Source organism: Sporosarcina aquimarina, assembly GCF_023715615.1.
GTDB lineage: Bacteria > Bacillota > Bacilli > Bacillales_A > Planococcaceae > Sporosarcina > Sporosarcina aquimarina_A.
This window is the reverse complement of record NZ_JAMBOM010000001.1, coordinates 346,477-362,271: the sequence shown is the minus strand read 5'-3', so window position 1 is coordinate 362,271 and position 15,795 is coordinate 346,477. Positions and strand designations below refer to the sequence as shown.

The 15,795-nt window shown below is 44.5% G+C and carries 13 protein-coding genes; 3 read left to right on the top strand and 10 right to left on the bottom strand.

All coding sequences use genetic code 11. The annotated features are described in order from the left end of the window. Positions 1-105: 105 nt before the first annotated feature. From M3197_RS01665 to helD, 7 genes are all read right to left on the bottom strand, one after another. Positions 106-1,701 (bottom strand): ABC transporter permease, encoded by a 1,596-nt coding sequence (locus M3197_RS01665; RefSeq protein ID WP_251658272.1) that lies wholly within the window; start codon positions 1,699-1,701, stop codon positions 106-108. Further along, complete coding sequence (locus M3197_RS01660) at positions 1,701-2,609, bottom strand: ABC transporter ATP-binding protein (RefSeq protein WP_251658271.1); 909 nt, start codon at positions 2,607-2,609, stop codon at positions 1,701-1,703. Before M3197_RS01660 ends, M3197_RS01665 begins: the two co-directional genes overlap by 1 nt. A gap of 10 nt (positions 2,610-2,619) precedes the next feature. Next, the gene (locus M3197_RS01655) at positions 2,620-3,243 is read right to left on the bottom strand and encodes a TetR/AcrR family transcriptional regulator (RefSeq protein WP_251658270.1); all 624 of its coding nucleotides are present in this window, start codon (positions 3,241-3,243) and stop codon (positions 2,620-2,622) included. A 150-nt stretch (positions 3,244-3,393) separates the two neighbouring features. Continuing rightward, positions 3,394-4,221 (bottom strand): TspO-related membrane protein, encoded by an 828-nt coding sequence (locus tag M3197_RS01650; protein ID WP_251658269.1) that lies wholly within the window; start codon positions 4,219-4,221, stop codon positions 3,394-3,396. A 71-nt stretch (positions 4,222-4,292) separates the two neighbouring features. Next, positions 4,293-5,768 carry a PH domain-containing protein gene (locus M3197_RS01645; RefSeq protein WP_251658268.1) on the bottom strand — a complete coding sequence of 492 codons (1,476 nt, stop codon included), beginning with the start codon at positions 5,766-5,768 and terminating at the stop codon, positions 4,293-4,295. Beyond that, complete coding sequence (locus tag M3197_RS01640; protein ID WP_251658267.1) at positions 5,765-6,229, bottom strand: PH domain-containing protein; 465 nt, start codon at positions 6,227-6,229, stop codon at positions 5,765-5,767. Before M3197_RS01640 ends, M3197_RS01645 begins: the two co-directional genes overlap by 4 nt. A 704-nt stretch (positions 6,230-6,933) precedes the next feature. After that, on the bottom strand, positions 6,934-9,159 hold the full coding sequence (helD, locus tag M3197_RS01635; protein WP_251658266.1) for an RNA polymerase recycling motor HelD: 2,226 nt from the start codon (positions 9,157-9,159) through the stop codon (positions 6,934-6,936). A gap of 924 nt (positions 9,160-10,083) precedes the next feature. On the opposite strand from helD, the gene M3197_RS01630 reads away from it, so the two are divergent. Together M3197_RS01630 and M3197_RS01625 are read left to right on the top strand one after the other, a co-directional pair. Continuing rightward, positions 10,084-10,989: a nuclease-related domain-containing protein gene (locus M3197_RS01630; protein ID WP_251658265.1), complete on the top strand. Its 906-nt coding sequence runs from the start codon at positions 10,084-10,086 to the stop codon at positions 10,987-10,989. A 423-nt stretch (positions 10,990-11,412) separates the two neighbouring features. Further along, positions 11,413-11,850 (top strand): hypothetical protein, encoded by a 438-nt coding sequence (locus tag M3197_RS01625; RefSeq protein ID WP_251658264.1) that lies wholly within the window; start codon positions 11,413-11,415, stop codon positions 11,848-11,850. Here M3197_RS01625 and M3197_RS01620 read toward each other — a convergent pair. The 3 genes from M3197_RS01620 to M3197_RS01610 are packed head-to-tail and all read right to left on the bottom strand — an operon-like array spanning position 11,822 to position 14,827. Next, a complete protein-coding gene (locus M3197_RS01620) occupies positions 11,822-12,724 on the bottom strand; it encodes a glycine betaine ABC transporter substrate-binding protein (protein ID WP_251658263.1) in 903 nt (300 codons plus the stop codon). The two genes, M3197_RS01625 and M3197_RS01620, sit on opposite strands and share 29 nt — an antisense overlap. Next, a complete protein-coding gene (locus tag M3197_RS01615; RefSeq protein WP_251658262.1) occupies positions 12,721-13,572 on the bottom strand; it encodes an ABC transporter permease in 852 nt (283 codons plus the stop codon). The genes M3197_RS01620 and M3197_RS01615 overlap by 4 nt, the downstream gene beginning before the upstream one ends. Further along, positions 13,565-14,827, bottom strand: coding sequence for a quaternary amine ABC transporter ATP-binding protein (locus tag M3197_RS01610; protein ID WP_251658261.1), 1,263 nt, complete (start codon positions 14,825-14,827; stop codon positions 13,565-13,567). Before M3197_RS01610 ends, M3197_RS01615 begins: the two co-directional genes overlap by 8 nt. Before the next feature lie 198 nt (positions 14,828-15,025). Here M3197_RS01610 and M3197_RS01605 point away from each other — a divergent pair, with 198 nt between their 5' ends. Further along, the gene (locus M3197_RS01605; protein ID WP_251658260.1) at positions 15,026-15,565 is read left to right on the top strand and encodes a GbsR/MarR family transcriptional regulator; all 540 of its coding nucleotides are present in this window, start codon (positions 15,026-15,028) and stop codon (positions 15,563-15,565) included. Positions 15,566-15,795 lie beyond the last annotated feature (230 nt).

Genomic DNA, 15,795 nt, shown 5'->3' with positions numbered 1-15,795 from the left:
TATACAGGATATAGAGGGACATGACCATCTATGACACAATAGATATCATTATAATAATCAGTTTTTTGTATGATTCTATCCTTTTATTCTCATTAGAACGCACCTCTACAAGATATCCCTTTTTCGATATCCGAACACCCCAATGACAACTAACACTGCAGCTGTTGCTAACAAACTACCTTCCGCTATCCAATTAATTGATTCACTTGGCCACTCTGACACCCACCCAAACGGGGAAAGTTTTGCTGCCCATTCTGGCACGTGAAACAAACTCCCGAGATACAACGTGATAAACGAATAGACGATATACAACCAGACAAGCGAGCTCCATCGAGGTGCGATACCGACGATTAAACAACTCACCCCAATCATTACCGCAATAGCAGGCAGGAGGACAGCGCTCGCCCCGAAAACCGATGCGCTTGTTAGCGGTTCAGCCATAACACTCCTGCCCGCTACCCACAACCCAGCCGCTGCAAGAGAATTCATCACAACTCCATTCATGACTGCTACCAATACGTATACTCCCAGTAGTCGTGTCTTCGATACGCTCCGACCTAGCACACTATCGACTCGACCTTTCTTCTCTTCACCCAACAATTTGTGCAGAGCTAGTATTCCAGGGATCGTAGCAATGAATGCCATGACGAGCATCAGCATGGGTAAAAACTGTTCAGCGACCGGTCTATCCGAGTTACCAGCAAGCATATTCGCTAGTAATTCGTTCCCCTCGAAAAACGATTCTAGATCACCAAGGATGGAACCATACGAGAGTCCCAGGATAAGCATTCCGATTGCCCAAATGCTAATTCCCGTCCTTTGTAGACGCAACACGAGCGCAAGTGGAGTTTTGAGAAAAACAGAAGCATGTGACCGACCTCGCTTTTGATGAATGAATCCTGAACCTAGGTCTCGTTTCCCTTGTAAAATACCAGCTACGCTCCCTAACACCAAACCACTAACAATCAGAAACACGATCGGCCATCCATTGTTATCACTAAATGGTTGAACGGAAGTCACCCAACCGAATGGAGATAACCAAATCATTACCGATTCTGTAACATTCCCTGACGATTGAATTACATACGAACCTACAAGAACACTCATCGCAAGACTCGTCGCCCCGCGTGCACTTTCTAACAGCTGCGCACAAACTACAGTAACTCCTCCAAAAAAGAGCCCCACTCCACCAAGAGTCCCCCCATATAATAGCGCTCCGAAACTCTCAATCCCCTCTATTCTCAAACTAGTAAGACCTATCCAAAGAAAGAAAGCAAGGACTGCATTTACCCCCAACAAAACAGTCACTGCGGAGAGTAGCGGAGAACGTCGGTCTACGGACAGGGAACGAATCATTTCTGTCATCCCGGCTTCCTCTTCAGCCCTCGTGAATCGCACGGCAAGTAGAATGTTCATCAATGCAACAGCAACAGCCGTCAGCAACAACATCTGATGCGTCGTCATCGCACCGAGCGTATAGTTTTCCAAGTCACCGGGTCCCACCATCGCTGTCATCGCAGGATTCCGCATCGTTTCAGCCATCACATCCCGCTGTTTCTGTGACGGATACAACTCCTGAAATGCAAGCGGTACTGCAAGCGTTACAACGGAAATGCTCATAACCCAAAGAAATAATCGAAACAAATCACGTCTGACGATAAACCTAGTCAGTCGAGCGCTTCCAGCCATTGAACTTCCCATTAAGAGTCACCTGCTTCTGCTCTTCCAGTAACGTCTCCGTAATGTTGCATGAACAAATCCTCGAGTGTGGGCGGTGCACTCTCCAACCTTCGAATTCCATATGGACTCAAATACGACATCACAGCATCGAGTTTTTCACCATCCACTTGAAACTTCCAACCTTCTCCAGCTTCTACCAACTCATGAACGCCTGGTAACTGCCCAATATCGGTAGCAGGTGAATTCAACTCCACATACAGGTTCGTACGCGTCAAATGTCGCAATTCTGCTAGCGTACCTGTTTCCACTATCACCCCTGAACGAATAATTCCGACTCGATCACACAACCTCTCCACTTCGGAAAGAATGTGACTTGAAAGCAGAACACTCTTACCAGCAGCTTTCACCTCTTCCACACACTGTTGAAAAACGCGTTCCATTAATGGATCCAACCCTGACGTTGGTTCATCGAGTATAAACAACTCCGCATTAGATGCAAATGCAGCAACTAGCGCAACCTTTTGCCGATTCCCCTTCGAATAGGTCCGACACTTTTTAGAGGTGTCCAAGTCAAACTTCACAATCAGTTCCTCACGAAGTTTGACGTTCACATCGCCTTGTATACTAGCAAACAAGTCTATGACTTCCCCGCCCGTTAAATTTGGCCACAAATTGACATCCCCCGGGACATATGCGATTTTTCGATGAATCGCTACTGCGTCTGACCAAACATCCTGGTCAAAAATCGTCGCTGTCCCACCATCCCGTTTCAACAGACCCAGCAACACCCGAATCGTCGTAGACTTCCCTGCCCCATTCGGTCCGATGAATCCAAACACTTCGCCCTTTCTCACTTCAAAATCCACACCATCAAGCGCCTTAAACTTGCCAAACGTCTTTTTCAACCCTTTAACATCTAAAACCGGCATCCCCACACCCCTATTTATAATAGATTCTCTTCAGAACATCTAAAAATGCATAAAAATCATCCCAATACGAATCCACTTCCAATTCCACGAATGTCTGCCCATCCAGCTTTGCAACTAGCTCATTACCGTATCCTTCAATCGACCAACTAATAAGTTTCATCACTTCATCTGCAGGTAAATCGTCTCGAAATTTGGATAAGTCTACTCCCTTGAACAAACTCGTCATCCCATCTTGTTGCATCTTTTCCAATCGTTCAGCAAGCGCCTTCGGTATTTTCGACTCTTTCTCTAAAACAACTTGCCCGATAAAATTAAATAAGTCTGGATGCAATCGATATACATCCATCTTCAACTTAGCAGACCCTTTCATCCGTTCAATGAAATCCGGTTCTGACACATCAATATAGTGAACATACAACTCTTCCATCACACGGAGGGCACGATCCACCAAATACTCATAAAGCGCTTGTTTTGTTTCAAAGTAGTGAAACAGCATTCCCTTTCCGATGCGAGCTTCTTTCACAATTCGATTCGTCGATGCCTGTTCATACGGATGCTCCGAAAACTCATGTATCGCGGCATCTATAATTCTTTTTTTCTTAGATTCATCCAGCGTTTCAAATGCCTTTACCATGTGCTCACCTCTTTAGACCACCTCGGTCGATTTCATAACAAAAAATTAGACCATACCGGTCGAAGTAAGAATATCATACTTCGACCAGCATGGTCAATAAAAAATCTGAATAATACATCAAATAGTTTTCTCACTTCTCGTGAAACTCAATTATCTAAACGAATGAATGCGTCCACTGTAATTTGTTCGTTTCCGTCGTTTCACCAGTACCCACAAACTTAGTAAGGTCAGTAAGACAATACAAATAGAAACCGTCAATATTATTCCAGGATAGGCTTCATTCCAACCTTCAGGCGATACGTGTTTGTTATAAATCCCGATATACGACCAAACGAGGACAAACCCGTAAGACGCAACCCAATTTTTAAGCAGTGTTGCAATTCCTATTAGTGTTCCAACGAGTAGAATGATGACTGTCCAGGTCTGATCTGACAATCCAAATCCGTTCCAATCTATAGAAACGAAATACGCCGTAATATTCGCGATCGTGGCAACTGTAATCCAACCAAAATACACACTAAACGGTAGCCGGATGAAAAACTTCTCTTTAAATGACAGATCGGCTTTTACCGTCATGCCATTGATAATGATTAGGATCACCAAAATGATGAGCATCAAAACGATCGAAGTCCCCAGCTTTCCATAATGCCATGCTACAATCCATAGTGCGTTCGCTACGGATGAAATCGAAAAATAGACCGCGATTTTTTTCACGAGTTGCGTCACTTCTGAACGTTCACCAGATCTAAAAAATCCTAGTTGATAAATGACATGAAACGCAAGTAGCACGTAAATAAGTCCCCAAATTGCGAACGTATAACCCGCTGGCGCAAACAGATTGCTATAGGAATCCGACACTTCCCCCGTCGTCATCCCGTTCAGCGGAAGCGCATTCGCCAAGTAGTTCATCACAATCATTAATAGATACGTCACGAGCACAACTATGCTCGTCATTCCAAATTTTTTCCGTCGTCCCATTCCAACACCCCTTTTTTTAGACAGACGTCTATAATTAGTCTATTCCTGAAGACATCCCGATTAAACCTATTTCACTTCAGCTGCACATTTTTTGTCCGTTCGGCATACCACTTTACAAACTGCTGTGCTTCTTTTATTGGCATATCCGGAAGTGTCTCATGACGCAACGGTTTAGCACGATTAATAAGACCTATCGTCGCAAGACCAAACCATTGCTGAAGTTTCGTCCGTTTCACAGATATCTCAATAATTTTGTCGCGCCGCGTGAGAAACGTCGTTTTTTCAAATGTCCCCTGACTTAGTTGAATGAATCGCCCTTTCACCGCATAGGAAGTGTTCCAATAGCCAAGTACTCGGCTTAGTATGAGTAATACAAGAAATGTGATTGAAACAATTGCCCACCCAATATGCAACTTGAATACCTCTGGTCTAAAATAGGCGAGCAAGATCGTGACAATCCCCCAGAACCAATAAGGTTTGATAAGACGTGCCATTAAAGATTGCCGTGGCAAACGCTCCGCATCTGGCACTACTTGATAGTCTGGTAGCAACTCTGCAATCATTGCATACGCCCGCTTCACCGGCAAAAACGGATACAGCGAACTGACTTCATCCTCACCATCCCCAAGATCGCCAGCACTTATCAGCTTCACTTCTGCGAGGCCAAAAATTCTTTTCATGAAGGACTGCGTAATTTCCACTGCCTGCACACGTTTCTTAGCGATGGAAAACGTTGTTTCATCCAAAACCCCTTTTGAAATGTAGATCCGCTCCCCATCTGAAGCGATTTCATAGTTTCCATACTTTACAAACGTCCAAATGACACCGACTGTCACGGCAAGTACGAGGAGACCTACTATAAAACCTGCGATAATCCAGGCCGAAGTCAAGACAGATACAAACCATCCTCCCAAATAATTTTCCACATCATACAGTTTGTCGAGTTTAGAAAAGAGGGATACACCAATCGCCAAGATGATCAAAAAGCTGAATGATGTGAAGGAAGCTTTAATAGTATCTTTCCTTGTTGGAGTGAAGTGGACAATGCGGTCCCCAATCATAGGAGCTGTTTCGTCTTCGGATTCTGTTGTCGCGTCCCCGGGTTGAATGAACTCTTTAACTAGAGTTTCCAAACGATTCGCTTCAGAACGTTTCAAAACGTCGAATTTCACATTCGAGTTCATCCCTGACGTTCCTGTTTCAAAAGTTATGGAAGTCATGCCGAACAGTTTATGTAAAAACGACGTATTTCGACGCACATTTTGTATTTTGTCAAAGTATACCGTTCGCTCTGTCTTCTCAAAAATCCCCGTTTTCAAATGAAACGCAAACTCGTCTACTGCATACTTTCGTGTGAGCCACTTCATGACGCTGGCGATGATTGATAAGACAAGTGAAACTAAAAAAAGTATCTGACCCATTCGGGCAATACCAGAGTCCGAACCAACGTTGACTACCGCGAAAAAAACTAGAATCGCAAAGTTTTTCACAAAATTCGCTAAGTCGAATATAATCGAAAACGGATGATAGCGCTTCATGTCCATCATTCATCCACTTCCTTAATTTTCGCGTAGCGGGCGATTTGGTTTCTCACTTCAATCGCAACTTCTTTCGGCAAAGCAGGAATGTCATGACTAGATCCCATCGTTTCAATTTCCAAGTAGTATAAGCTGAAGCGTCTTAGAATCGGTCCTTGATTTGTCGAAACCGCCTGGATCTTCGTCATCGGTATGAGCTCATAACGCTCATGGAACGCACCTGATTTTATCTGCAGAAATTCTTCCGTAAAGCCATAGCGGAAATGCTTATGTAAATAGACTGGCCGCAATCCAATCGACCAGACAGCTGATATCAGCGTTATTCCAACGAGCACATAACTAAACCAATGAGTCCAGGTCCACCAGGAAAAATACAGGCTGGTGGCGCAGAATCCTCCGAAAACAGCAAGCCAGATCACATGGCTGATGGTCGATCCCCACCTGAGTGCAGGCACTGTGTTATCCGCCAATCGTTGCGTTGGTTCCTGAATGTCCTTCTCCAATACGAATCCCCCTAGTTTATTCCTTCTCCCTATTACACCAAATTTCGACAGAGGTTTCAAAGGAAGCGATAGAATTTCGTAGGATTTGTTGGTTTGTAGGTTAGCAATTCACCGCCTAATCGTGCCGATTCACTCTCAGTAAGGAGAATCCCATTCGTAATTAAGCGTAGCGCTACCAATTAGTCCCTTATCGAGTATTGAATTGTGTCTCGTTATCGAGAAATTTCTCTAAGTGATGGACAAATTCTCTTTTGTGATGGAGAAACTCACCCGAGTGTCCGAGAAAACACTTGGGGTGTCGGCCAACTTAAAATGCTCCTCTTGTGAATGGATCGTCCCTTTTAAAACAAGCGTAGCGCTACCAATTAATTCCGTAACGAGGGTGGAATTGTGTCTCGTTATCGAGAAATCCCTCTAAGTGATGGACAAATTCTCTTTTGTGATGGAGAAACTCACCCGAGTGTCCGAGAAAACACTTGGGGGGGCGGACAAACGTCTGGATGTGTCGGGCAACTTAAAATGCTCCTCTTGTGAATGGATCGTCCCTTTTAAAACAAGCGTAGCGCTACCAATTAATTCCGTAACGAGGGTGGAATTGTATCTCGTTATCGACTAGCTAAATCTCCACAAAAAAACCCGCAGCGCATTACTCGCGCACGGGATTGCAGAATTTATTCACCTAAAACTTCTTTTACTGCAGCGCCTAACACGTGTAATTCGTGCATCGGACGCGTCATTGCCACGTACAGCAACTTGCGGTCAATCTGGGTGTTGCGAAATGGATCGTGAAATGCTGCCACTATGACCGCATCGAATTCCAATCCTTTCGATAAAACACTCGGCACAATGAGCATACAGGAATCATCGATATCGCTTTGCTCGTCCAGCAATTGGACCGCCATTCCACATTCGGACAACACCCCAAAAAGGCGTTTCGCTTCGGCATTTGTTTTACAAATCATAGCGACAGAGCGATGACCACGCCCCACAATCGATTCGTAAATCATCCCGACTCGTCCAATATCCAGCTCGTTCATTTCATAAAACGCAGGATCGATTCCATGACGAACTACCGGCTCAACAAGTGGCAAATCCTCCTCCATTTGCGCGAGCACCGTGTTTGCCAGATTCATGATTTCAATCGTTGTCCGATAACTCTTCTGAAGCGTCGTATACGTAGCGCTCGGCAACATTTTCCGCACTGGGTCCCACGACGTCAGCGCCCGGTAACTATGAATTCCTTGTGCCAAGTCACCGACCAGCGTGAACAATTCCGTCTCAAGTCCATCATGTAACGCAGCCAGCTGATACTCACTGTAATCCTGTGCTTCATCGACGAAAACAACTCGCATCTTCCATTCACTATCGAGCCCCTTCAACTGCACATGCAAGTCATAAAATGCCGCCAAATCTTCAGTTTCCCATGTAGTTTTCAAATGTGCTTCTTGGAATGAAACCTTAAATGCTGTCGACCACTCAGGCGCTAACTCTGTCTGTAATTCAGCATCCGTCAGCAGACTTCGATACAATTGCTTGATGTTGAACTTTTTGAATCGCTTCATATAAGAAGCAACCTTCTGCTTGCCTTCTTTCTCAATCTTAGGTAGTCGTTCGTCACGCTCATCCATGATTCGTGTGATCCGAGCCCTACGCTTGTCATCATCACGAATTCCATACAATGCTTTATCTAGCGCTGCTTCATATTTATCAGACAGTAGTTGGTACAGCTGCTTGCGCTTGCGCGTGACTTCGGATTTCATGATCAGTTTAATTCGTTCTAGTCGTTTTTCGATCGGTAGATATCCGAAGTCTTCCAGGAATAATTTCCGTAATCGCTTTGCGCCCATGATCCGATAATTATCGATGAAAACATCTTCGAATAGTGCCACTGTTTGTTGCTCGAGCTTTTGAACGTACTTTGCCATAATCGACCTATACTCTGCGGAGCCTTTCATTCTAGCAATAGCTATCGACGGTTCATCCAACGAATCCGATGATGCCAAACGCTCAAGTTTTGCATTCGTATCAGTCAATTTCAACTTCAAGCCTGTCGCATTTAGAACATACTCTTCAAACGTAGTCTGGCAAATACTGCCCACACCAAGCTCGGGAAGGACATCTCCGATATAGTCCATGAACAATTTGCTGGGTGCGAGAATCATTAGTTTTTCAGCGGGAAAATCCGTTCCTTTTGTGTAAAGGAAGTAAGAAATCCGGTGCAACGCAATTGTGGTTTTCCCACTACCTGCAGCTCCTTGCACAATAATCGGCTTGCGTAAACTCGCCCGGATAATATCATTCTGCTCTGACTGAATGGTCGAGATGATTTCAGTCAACCGGACATCCGCTTTTCCCGCGAGCGCTTCCTGTAATAACTCATCGTTTGTCGTCAGGTCAATATCACGGACATCGAGCAATTCACCTTCTTCAATCTGATATTGTCGCTTTGAGTGCAGATGACCGCTAACTTCTTCACCTCGGACATCGTACGTCATTTCGCCTAAACGCCCGTCATAATACACATTTGCGACAGGTGATCGCCAGTCGACAATAATCGGTTCTTGCGTCTCCTGATGAAACACCGACGTCTTACCAATGTACAAAAATTGGTCTTTTTCATCATCAGGTTGGAAATGAATACGCGCAAAATACGGCTTCTTCTGGATGGCTTCAAACGCTTCCTTCTGGGACCGCGCCATTTCGAAAAACCGTGTGTTCGTGAGGATGTTAATGTAACTCATACTGGAATCCAAATAATCCAAATCCGCCATCGCGTGACGAATTTGTTCTTGAGAGGCCTCGACATCACGTTGCGACTCTTCCAAAAGCCGTCGCATGTAATGCACCGTGTAGTCCAGACGCTCAGCCTCAAACTCAAAATCAGGGTGTCTCTGCATGTACAGATCCTCCGCTTTCCTAGAATTTGTCCTGTCGTTTCCGGATGATGATAGAATACTGGGGAAATTTGAAACAGAAGATGATTGTACCATTCAAATTTGTGAAGCGCAAGATGATTTTACAGAAAATTCTGTAGTGTGGATTTGTGCATAACATGCTAAATCTGGTAGTTTGATATAGCCCATTTCTAGGCAAACGTAGCGCTACCAATTAACCCCTTAACCATGCCGAATTGTGTCTCGTTATCGAGAAACTTCACTAGGTGTCGGAGAAAACTTGCTATGTGATGGAGAAATTACTTTATGTGATGAACAAACTCCCACCTTTGTCGGGCATTTCCCCGTAACTGATCGAAAGCGCAGTCCACTATAAAAATTTCCTCTCACAATGATATAGCCCAATTCTAGGCAAGCGAAGCGCTACTAATTAGCTCCTTTACCATGCCAAATTGTGTCTTGTTATCGAGAAACTTCACTAGGTGTCGGAGAAATCTTGCTATGTGATGGAGAAACTGCTGTATATGATGAACAAACTCCCACCTTTGCCGGGCATTTCCCCGTAACTGATCGAAAGCGCAGTCTACTATAAAAATCTCCTCTCACAATGAAATAGCTCCTCCCCAAACAAGCGAAGCGCTACCAATTAACCCCATAACCATGCCAAATTGTGTCCCGTTATCGAGAAACTTCGCTAGGTGTCGGAGAAATCTTGCTATGTGATGGAGAAGTTACTTTATGTGATGAACAAGCTCCCTCCCATGTCGGACATTTCCTTTTAACTGATGGACAACATTGCACAATATATATTAATAGATAATTCCAACAAGTATGGTAGAATTAACTTTATAACACGAAAGGATGTGACATGCGATAATTTACAAAGAACGATCTTTTCCAGCCGCTCTCGATGGGCTAACAGTCGCTTTGAAACGATTACCTGAAGCTCATCCCGAGTACGAAAAACTAAAGCAACGCGTAGCATCAACAAAAGCGGGGTATGGAGGCGAGCAAGAACTGGACCGAATTCTTGGTAACTATACGTTCCCCATGCCAACTCACATTTTAAACGATGTGTCTTTATCCTCAAGCTCTCTCTTCCAGATTGACACACTGATCCTCACCCCTGAATTCGCATTGATTTGCGAAGTGAAAAATATTGCAGGTGAACTCTCTGTAACGGAGAATCCCCCACAGCTCCTGCGTATTGCAAATAACGGTCAAATTTCTGGATTTCCAAGTCCGATAGCTCAACTTACTAACACCTGTCAGTTATTCGAAGACTGGCTGACAACAAAAAACATTAGTCTTCCTGTCTTGGGGTGCGTAGTATTAGCATACCCTAAACAAAGATTATCGATTTTCAAAACAGACTTCCCGTTCCTTTTTCCAAGCATAATTCCTCAACACGTGCGCTCACTTTACAAAAATCATCCTCTACTTTCGATCGCAGAGTTTGAGGGCTTAGCCAAACGTATTGTCAAAGAACATCGCCCGTATGTGCCTAAACCTATTTCTATAACATATTCAATAAAATCCGATGACTTTTTAACTGGAGTCGTTTGTCCTGCATGCGATTCACTTGGAATGAAGAAAAGTGGGCGATTCTGGTGCTGCCCAAGCTGTAGAACTCGATCGACAACAGCTCACCGGCAAGCCATACACGATTGGTATCATTTGTTCGAAGGTCCCTTAACTAACGAGGAATGTAGAAGATTTTGTGGCGTGCAATGCTCTCAATTCATGAGACGAACACTACTCAAAATGAACTTAACACCAGTAGGAGCAACTAAAAATAGAGGGTATATAAAAGAAAATATTCGCCACCATTAAACACTCTCATTCGAGTGTTTTTTGATTGTATATAATTCGAATTGTGTCCCGTTATCGAGAAACTTCCTTATGTGTCGGGGAAATCGGGCTAGGTGATGAAGAACCACACCTATCTGATGAACAATCTACTCCCAGTGTCGGACAATCTCACGCAACTGATCGAGAACAATCCCAGCCCTCTCACAACCTGAAAGCCCACCCCTTAACCATGCCGAATTGTGTTCCGTTATCGAGAAACTCCCCTATGTGTCGGAGAAATTGGGCAATGTGATGAAGAACTACACCCATCTGATGAACAATCCACACCCAGTGTCAGAGAATCCCACGCAACTGATCGAGAACGATCCCAGCCCTCTCACAACCAGAAAGCCCATCCCACAACAAGCGTAGCGCTACCAATTAATCCCTTAACCATGCCGAATTGTGTCCCGTTATCGAGAAACTCCCCTATGTGTCGGAGAAATTGGGCTATGTGATGAAGAACCATGCCCATCTGATGAACAATCCACTCCCAGTGACGGACAATCTCACGCAACTGATCGAGAACAATCCCAGCCCTCTCACAACCTGAAAGCCCATCCCTCAACAAGCGCAGCGCTACCAATTAATCCCTTAATCACGTTGATTTGTGTCTCGTTGCCGATTAATTTCCCCTTAGTTCCTATTCTTTGCGTGAACTTGCCGATTTCGCTAATCATCTTTCCGATTCATGGCTCGAAATTGCCGATTGCTACCTTCATTTTGCCGATTCCTCTAGCAACTACACCTGCACAACACAAAAACCCCGCCAGCCAAACACATCAGCCAGCGGGGTCTCCTATCCTAATCCATCTTATTCTTTCAAGTCTTCAATCGAATTGATGTCCATATATTCCGGAACCGTCAATCCAATCTTCACGCCTGTCATGCTTGTTCCTAAATCTTCGAACTTGCCGTCATACTTTTCAGCATATGTTTTGTGAGTGACTGGCAACCAGCCTGCTAGCAATGCATCCGCACTGCCGTCCGCAACCGCTGTCCACATTGGTCCAGCTTCTACTTGGGACATTTTCACTTTATAACCTTGGTCTTCCAAGACTTTTGCCATTACGTTTGTGCTTGCAATCTCACTATCCCAAGCAACATACGCTAAGTTAAATTCTTCCCCATCGACTTTCTCAACGCCGTCTGTCCATTCTGCTACCTTGTCTTTGTTGTCCTTAATCCAGTTTTCTGCCGCAACCTCGGGATCTTCCCCATCGATAACCGCAATCATTACTTCACCCATATCTTCTTCATCCCACTTGAAGTTTTGAAGAATTTGGTGTGCTTCTGGGAAGTCTTTTTCCAATCCTAGGCGACCGATTGTATGGATTTCTTCCTCACCGCCGTAAGAACCTTTAGGATCGTCCAAATATTTCAGGTCATACTTTGTAAACATCCAGTGGGGAGTCCACCCCGTAATAATAATGGGTTCCTCTTTGTCATACGCTTTCTTCAAAGCAGCAGTCATGGCCGCTCCTGATCCAGAAGTCAGTTCCCACTTGTCGAGCCCATAATCGGAAATCGCACGATCTGTCGCTTCCATGATGCCAGCACCTGGGTCAATCCCCGTGATTTTGTAATCTACCATCTCACCCGCGGTTTTATCCGAATCTCCTGAAGCTTTGTCCTTACTATCATCCCCACACGCTGCAAGTCCTAGTGCTAAAAGTGAAACTGCGCTAATTCCAGCTAACTTTTTCGTCCAATTCATGATTCTTTTCCCCCTTGTTTAGATCGTCCTGCGTGTTGCGTTATACGGTCCAGAATGATAGCAACGAGTACAATTGCGACACCCGTTTCAACACCTACACCGGTTTTCAATTGCGTAACGGCTTGATACACTTTCGTTCCCAGCCCTGGTGCACCAACCATTGACGCGATAACAACCATAGATAGTGAAAGCATGATACTCTGGTTCACACCCGCCATAATATTCGGCTTTGCGAGTGGAATTTGTACTTTCAACAAGCGCTGCCACGTCGTTGAACCAAATGCTTCCGTTGCTTCAATCAAATCTTTAGGAACTTGTTCAATGCCAAGCATCGTCAATCGGATTGTCGGCGGCATCGCAAAGATAATGGACGCGACAAGTCCTGGTACGACACCGATATTGAAGAAGAAGATTGCTGGGATTAAGTACACGAACGCCGGCATCGTTTGCATCAAATCTAAAATTGGCGTAATAATCCTACGCGCCATTAACTGCTGCGACATCCAAATACCAATTGGCACACCAATAATTATGGCGATTGCGACCGACGTCAGAACGAGCGCGAGCATTTGAAGCATCGGATACCAATAACCTAAGTAGTCAATGAAGAGAAAGCCGATCAGTGTAAAAAGAGCAATTTTCTTCGTCGAGAACCACCATGCTAGCAATGCAAAAATCACGGCTAGTAAAATCGATGGTGGGAAATCCATGATGTCCACAAACGTTTCAACTGTCGCTTCGAGACCTGTCGCGATGCCATCAAATAGAGGGCCGAACACATCTACCAGCCAGTCAACTCCCGTATCGATCCAGTCAGCAAACGGTAAGCGTGGTAATAACTCATTCATGTGCCTTCACCTCCGCTTCAACCTTTACGTCCGATGAAATTTCACCATTCTCGTTGATGAATTGATTGTCACCAGCTAGCGCACCAATCATGGCCCCGCGAATGATTATACCTTTCAACCGGTTCTTGTCATCGACCACCGCAACAGGGATCGTTGCCGTCGAAACGATGTCAAAGAGATCTGTGAGAACGCTTTCACCTGTTGTTGTAATGACGTCTTTAATCAAAACATCCTCGATCTTAAGGTTCTTCTCTGCCGCAGCAACTGCATCTTGAGCAGTGAGCGCTCCCATTAGTCGTCCGCCTTTATCTACTACATAAATTGAAGAAATCCTTAAACTTTCCATTAAACGAAGCGCAACACGTGGTCCTCTATCAATCTGCACCGTATCGGCATGCTTCATAATATGATTCGCCGTCAGCACCTTGGATAAGTCAACGTCTTCAACGAAACGCTCGACGTAGTCATTCGAAGGATTCATCAGAATCTCTTCCGGACTACCGATTTGCACGATTTCTCCATCTTTCATGAGTGCGATTCGATCGCCAATACGGAGTGCTTCATCCAAATCATGGGTGATGAAGATGATCGTCTTACCCATATCTTCATGCAACTGGAGCAATTCGTCCTGCATATCTTTACGAATCAATGGATCGAGTGCACTAAACGCCTCATCCATCAGTAAAATGTCAGGATTATTTGCGAGCGCACGAGCCAGCCCGACGCGCTGCTGCATTCCCCCACTCAGTTGCCCCGGATATTGAGATTCATAGCCCGCTAGACCAACGAGGCGCAACGATTCGATCGCATGATTCTTGCGTTCTTCCTTTGCCACCCCTTGAATTTCAAGGCCATACTCCGTGTTCTCTAAGATTGTTTTGTGTGGAAATAAAGCAAAGTTTTGGAACACCATTCCAATCTTCTTCCGACGGACGTTGCGAAGTTGCTCTTTGTTCATCTTCACTATATCTTCCCCGTCCAATAAAATCTGTCCGGATGTCGGGTCGATTAAGCGATTTAGAAGGCGTACAAGTGTGGATTTCCCACTTCCAGATAGCCCCATGATGACAAATATCTCACCTTCAAACACTTCAAATGTGGCATTATTCACACCAACCGTCGCTCCAGTTTCTTTCAATATCTCTTTCTTCGTCTTGCCATCTTTAAGAAGTTGAGCTGCGCGTTTACTCGATTTCCCGAAGATTTTAGACGCATTTTTCACTTCAATTTTCTTCTTTAACAGTGCCTCTTCCATGCTAACCCCCCGATTCAATTTTAACGATGTTTCATAGTATAGCTGTAATCTGTTTGTAATACAAATTATTTACTTTACGAATTGTACGTACAGTTTTTTCTGTACGTATTGATTGCTTTTCATTTTCATCTGTTCTAAGCTATACTGAAGTGTTCAAAGACTGATGAAAATAGTTCATCACAAGGAGGATCATCCCTGATGGATGCGTACGAAAAACTAGAAAAATCCCGTAAACGAATCACGGAATCGATTGCACAAAACATCCATCTCTACGGACTCCCGCCTTCAGCTGGGAGACAATTCGGTATGATGTTTTTTGAAAATCGTCCACTCACCTTGGATGACATGTCCGCAGAACTCGGAATGAGTAAAACGAGTATGAGTACATCGATCCGTTCTCTTTCAGAGGCCAAACTGGTCGAACGGGTATGGGAACGTGGCGTCCGGAAAGACTTATATGAAGTGAAAGATGACTGGTATCAGATTTTCGTCGACATGTTCACCGTCAAATGGAGAAGAGCCGTCTCGTTACATACGGCCGCAATCCGAAAATCACTGGCTGAGTTAAAAGAACTTAAACACGCTGACGACATAACTGATGAACTCCTTGCAGTTATCGAGACAGATATTGAAAAATTACTGTACATCCGTGAGTATTACGACTGGCTAGACCGGCTCATCGATGCGTTCGAAGACCAAAAGATATTCGACTTGGTTCCTAGACTAGAAGAAGAATAACAAAAACGACATCTCCTTAAATAGCGAGGTGTCGTTTTTTGAGCTAGTTAGATGCACTTATGAATTGATTATGCACTCGCTAAATGTTAACAAATGAATTTTATCCAATTAACCCTTAACCATGCCGAATTATGTATCATTATCGAGAAACTTCCTTATGTGTCGGAGAAAGCAGGCTATGTGGTGAAGAAACGCCCACATCTGATGAACAACCCCTTCCCATTGTCGGA

Bases quoted from the DNA above. Each gene is read 5' to 3' on its own strand.
- M3197_RS01665 (WP_251658272.1), bottom strand. From the start codon at position 1,701: ATGGGAAGTTCAATGGCTGGAAGCGCTCGACTGACTAGGTTTATCGTC.
- M3197_RS01660 (WP_251658271.1), bottom strand. From the start codon at position 2,609: ATGCCGGTTTTAGATGTTAAAGGGTTGAAAAAGACGTTTGGCAAGTTT.
- M3197_RS01655 (WP_251658270.1), bottom strand. From the start codon at position 3,243: ATGGTAAAGGCATTTGAAACGCTGGATGAATCTAAGAAAAAAAGAATT.
- M3197_RS01650 (WP_251658269.1), bottom strand. From the start codon at position 4,221: ATGGGACGACGGAAAAAATTTGGAATGACGAGCATAGTTGTGCTCGTG.
- M3197_RS01645 (WP_251658268.1), bottom strand. From the start codon at position 5,768: ATGATGGACATGAAGCGCTATCATCCGTTTTCGATTATATTCGACTTA.
- helD (WP_251658266.1), bottom strand. From the start codon at position 9,159: ATGCAGAGACACCCTGATTTTGAGTTTGAGGCTGAGCGTCTGGACTAC.
- M3197_RS01620 (WP_251658263.1), bottom strand. From the start codon at position 12,724: ATGAATTGGACGAAAAAGTTAGCTGGAATTAGCGCAGTTTCACTTTTA.
- M3197_RS01615 (WP_251658262.1), bottom strand. From the start codon at position 13,572: ATGAATGAGTTATTACCACGCTTACCGTTTGCTGACTGGATCGATACG.
- M3197_RS01610 (WP_251658261.1), bottom strand. From the start codon at position 14,827: ATGGAAGAGGCACTGTTAAAGAAGAAAATTGAAGTGAAAAATGCGTCT.
- M3197_RS01605 (WP_251658260.1), top strand. From the start codon at position 15,026: ATGGATGCGTACGAAAAACTAGAAAAATCCCGTAAACGAATCACGGAA.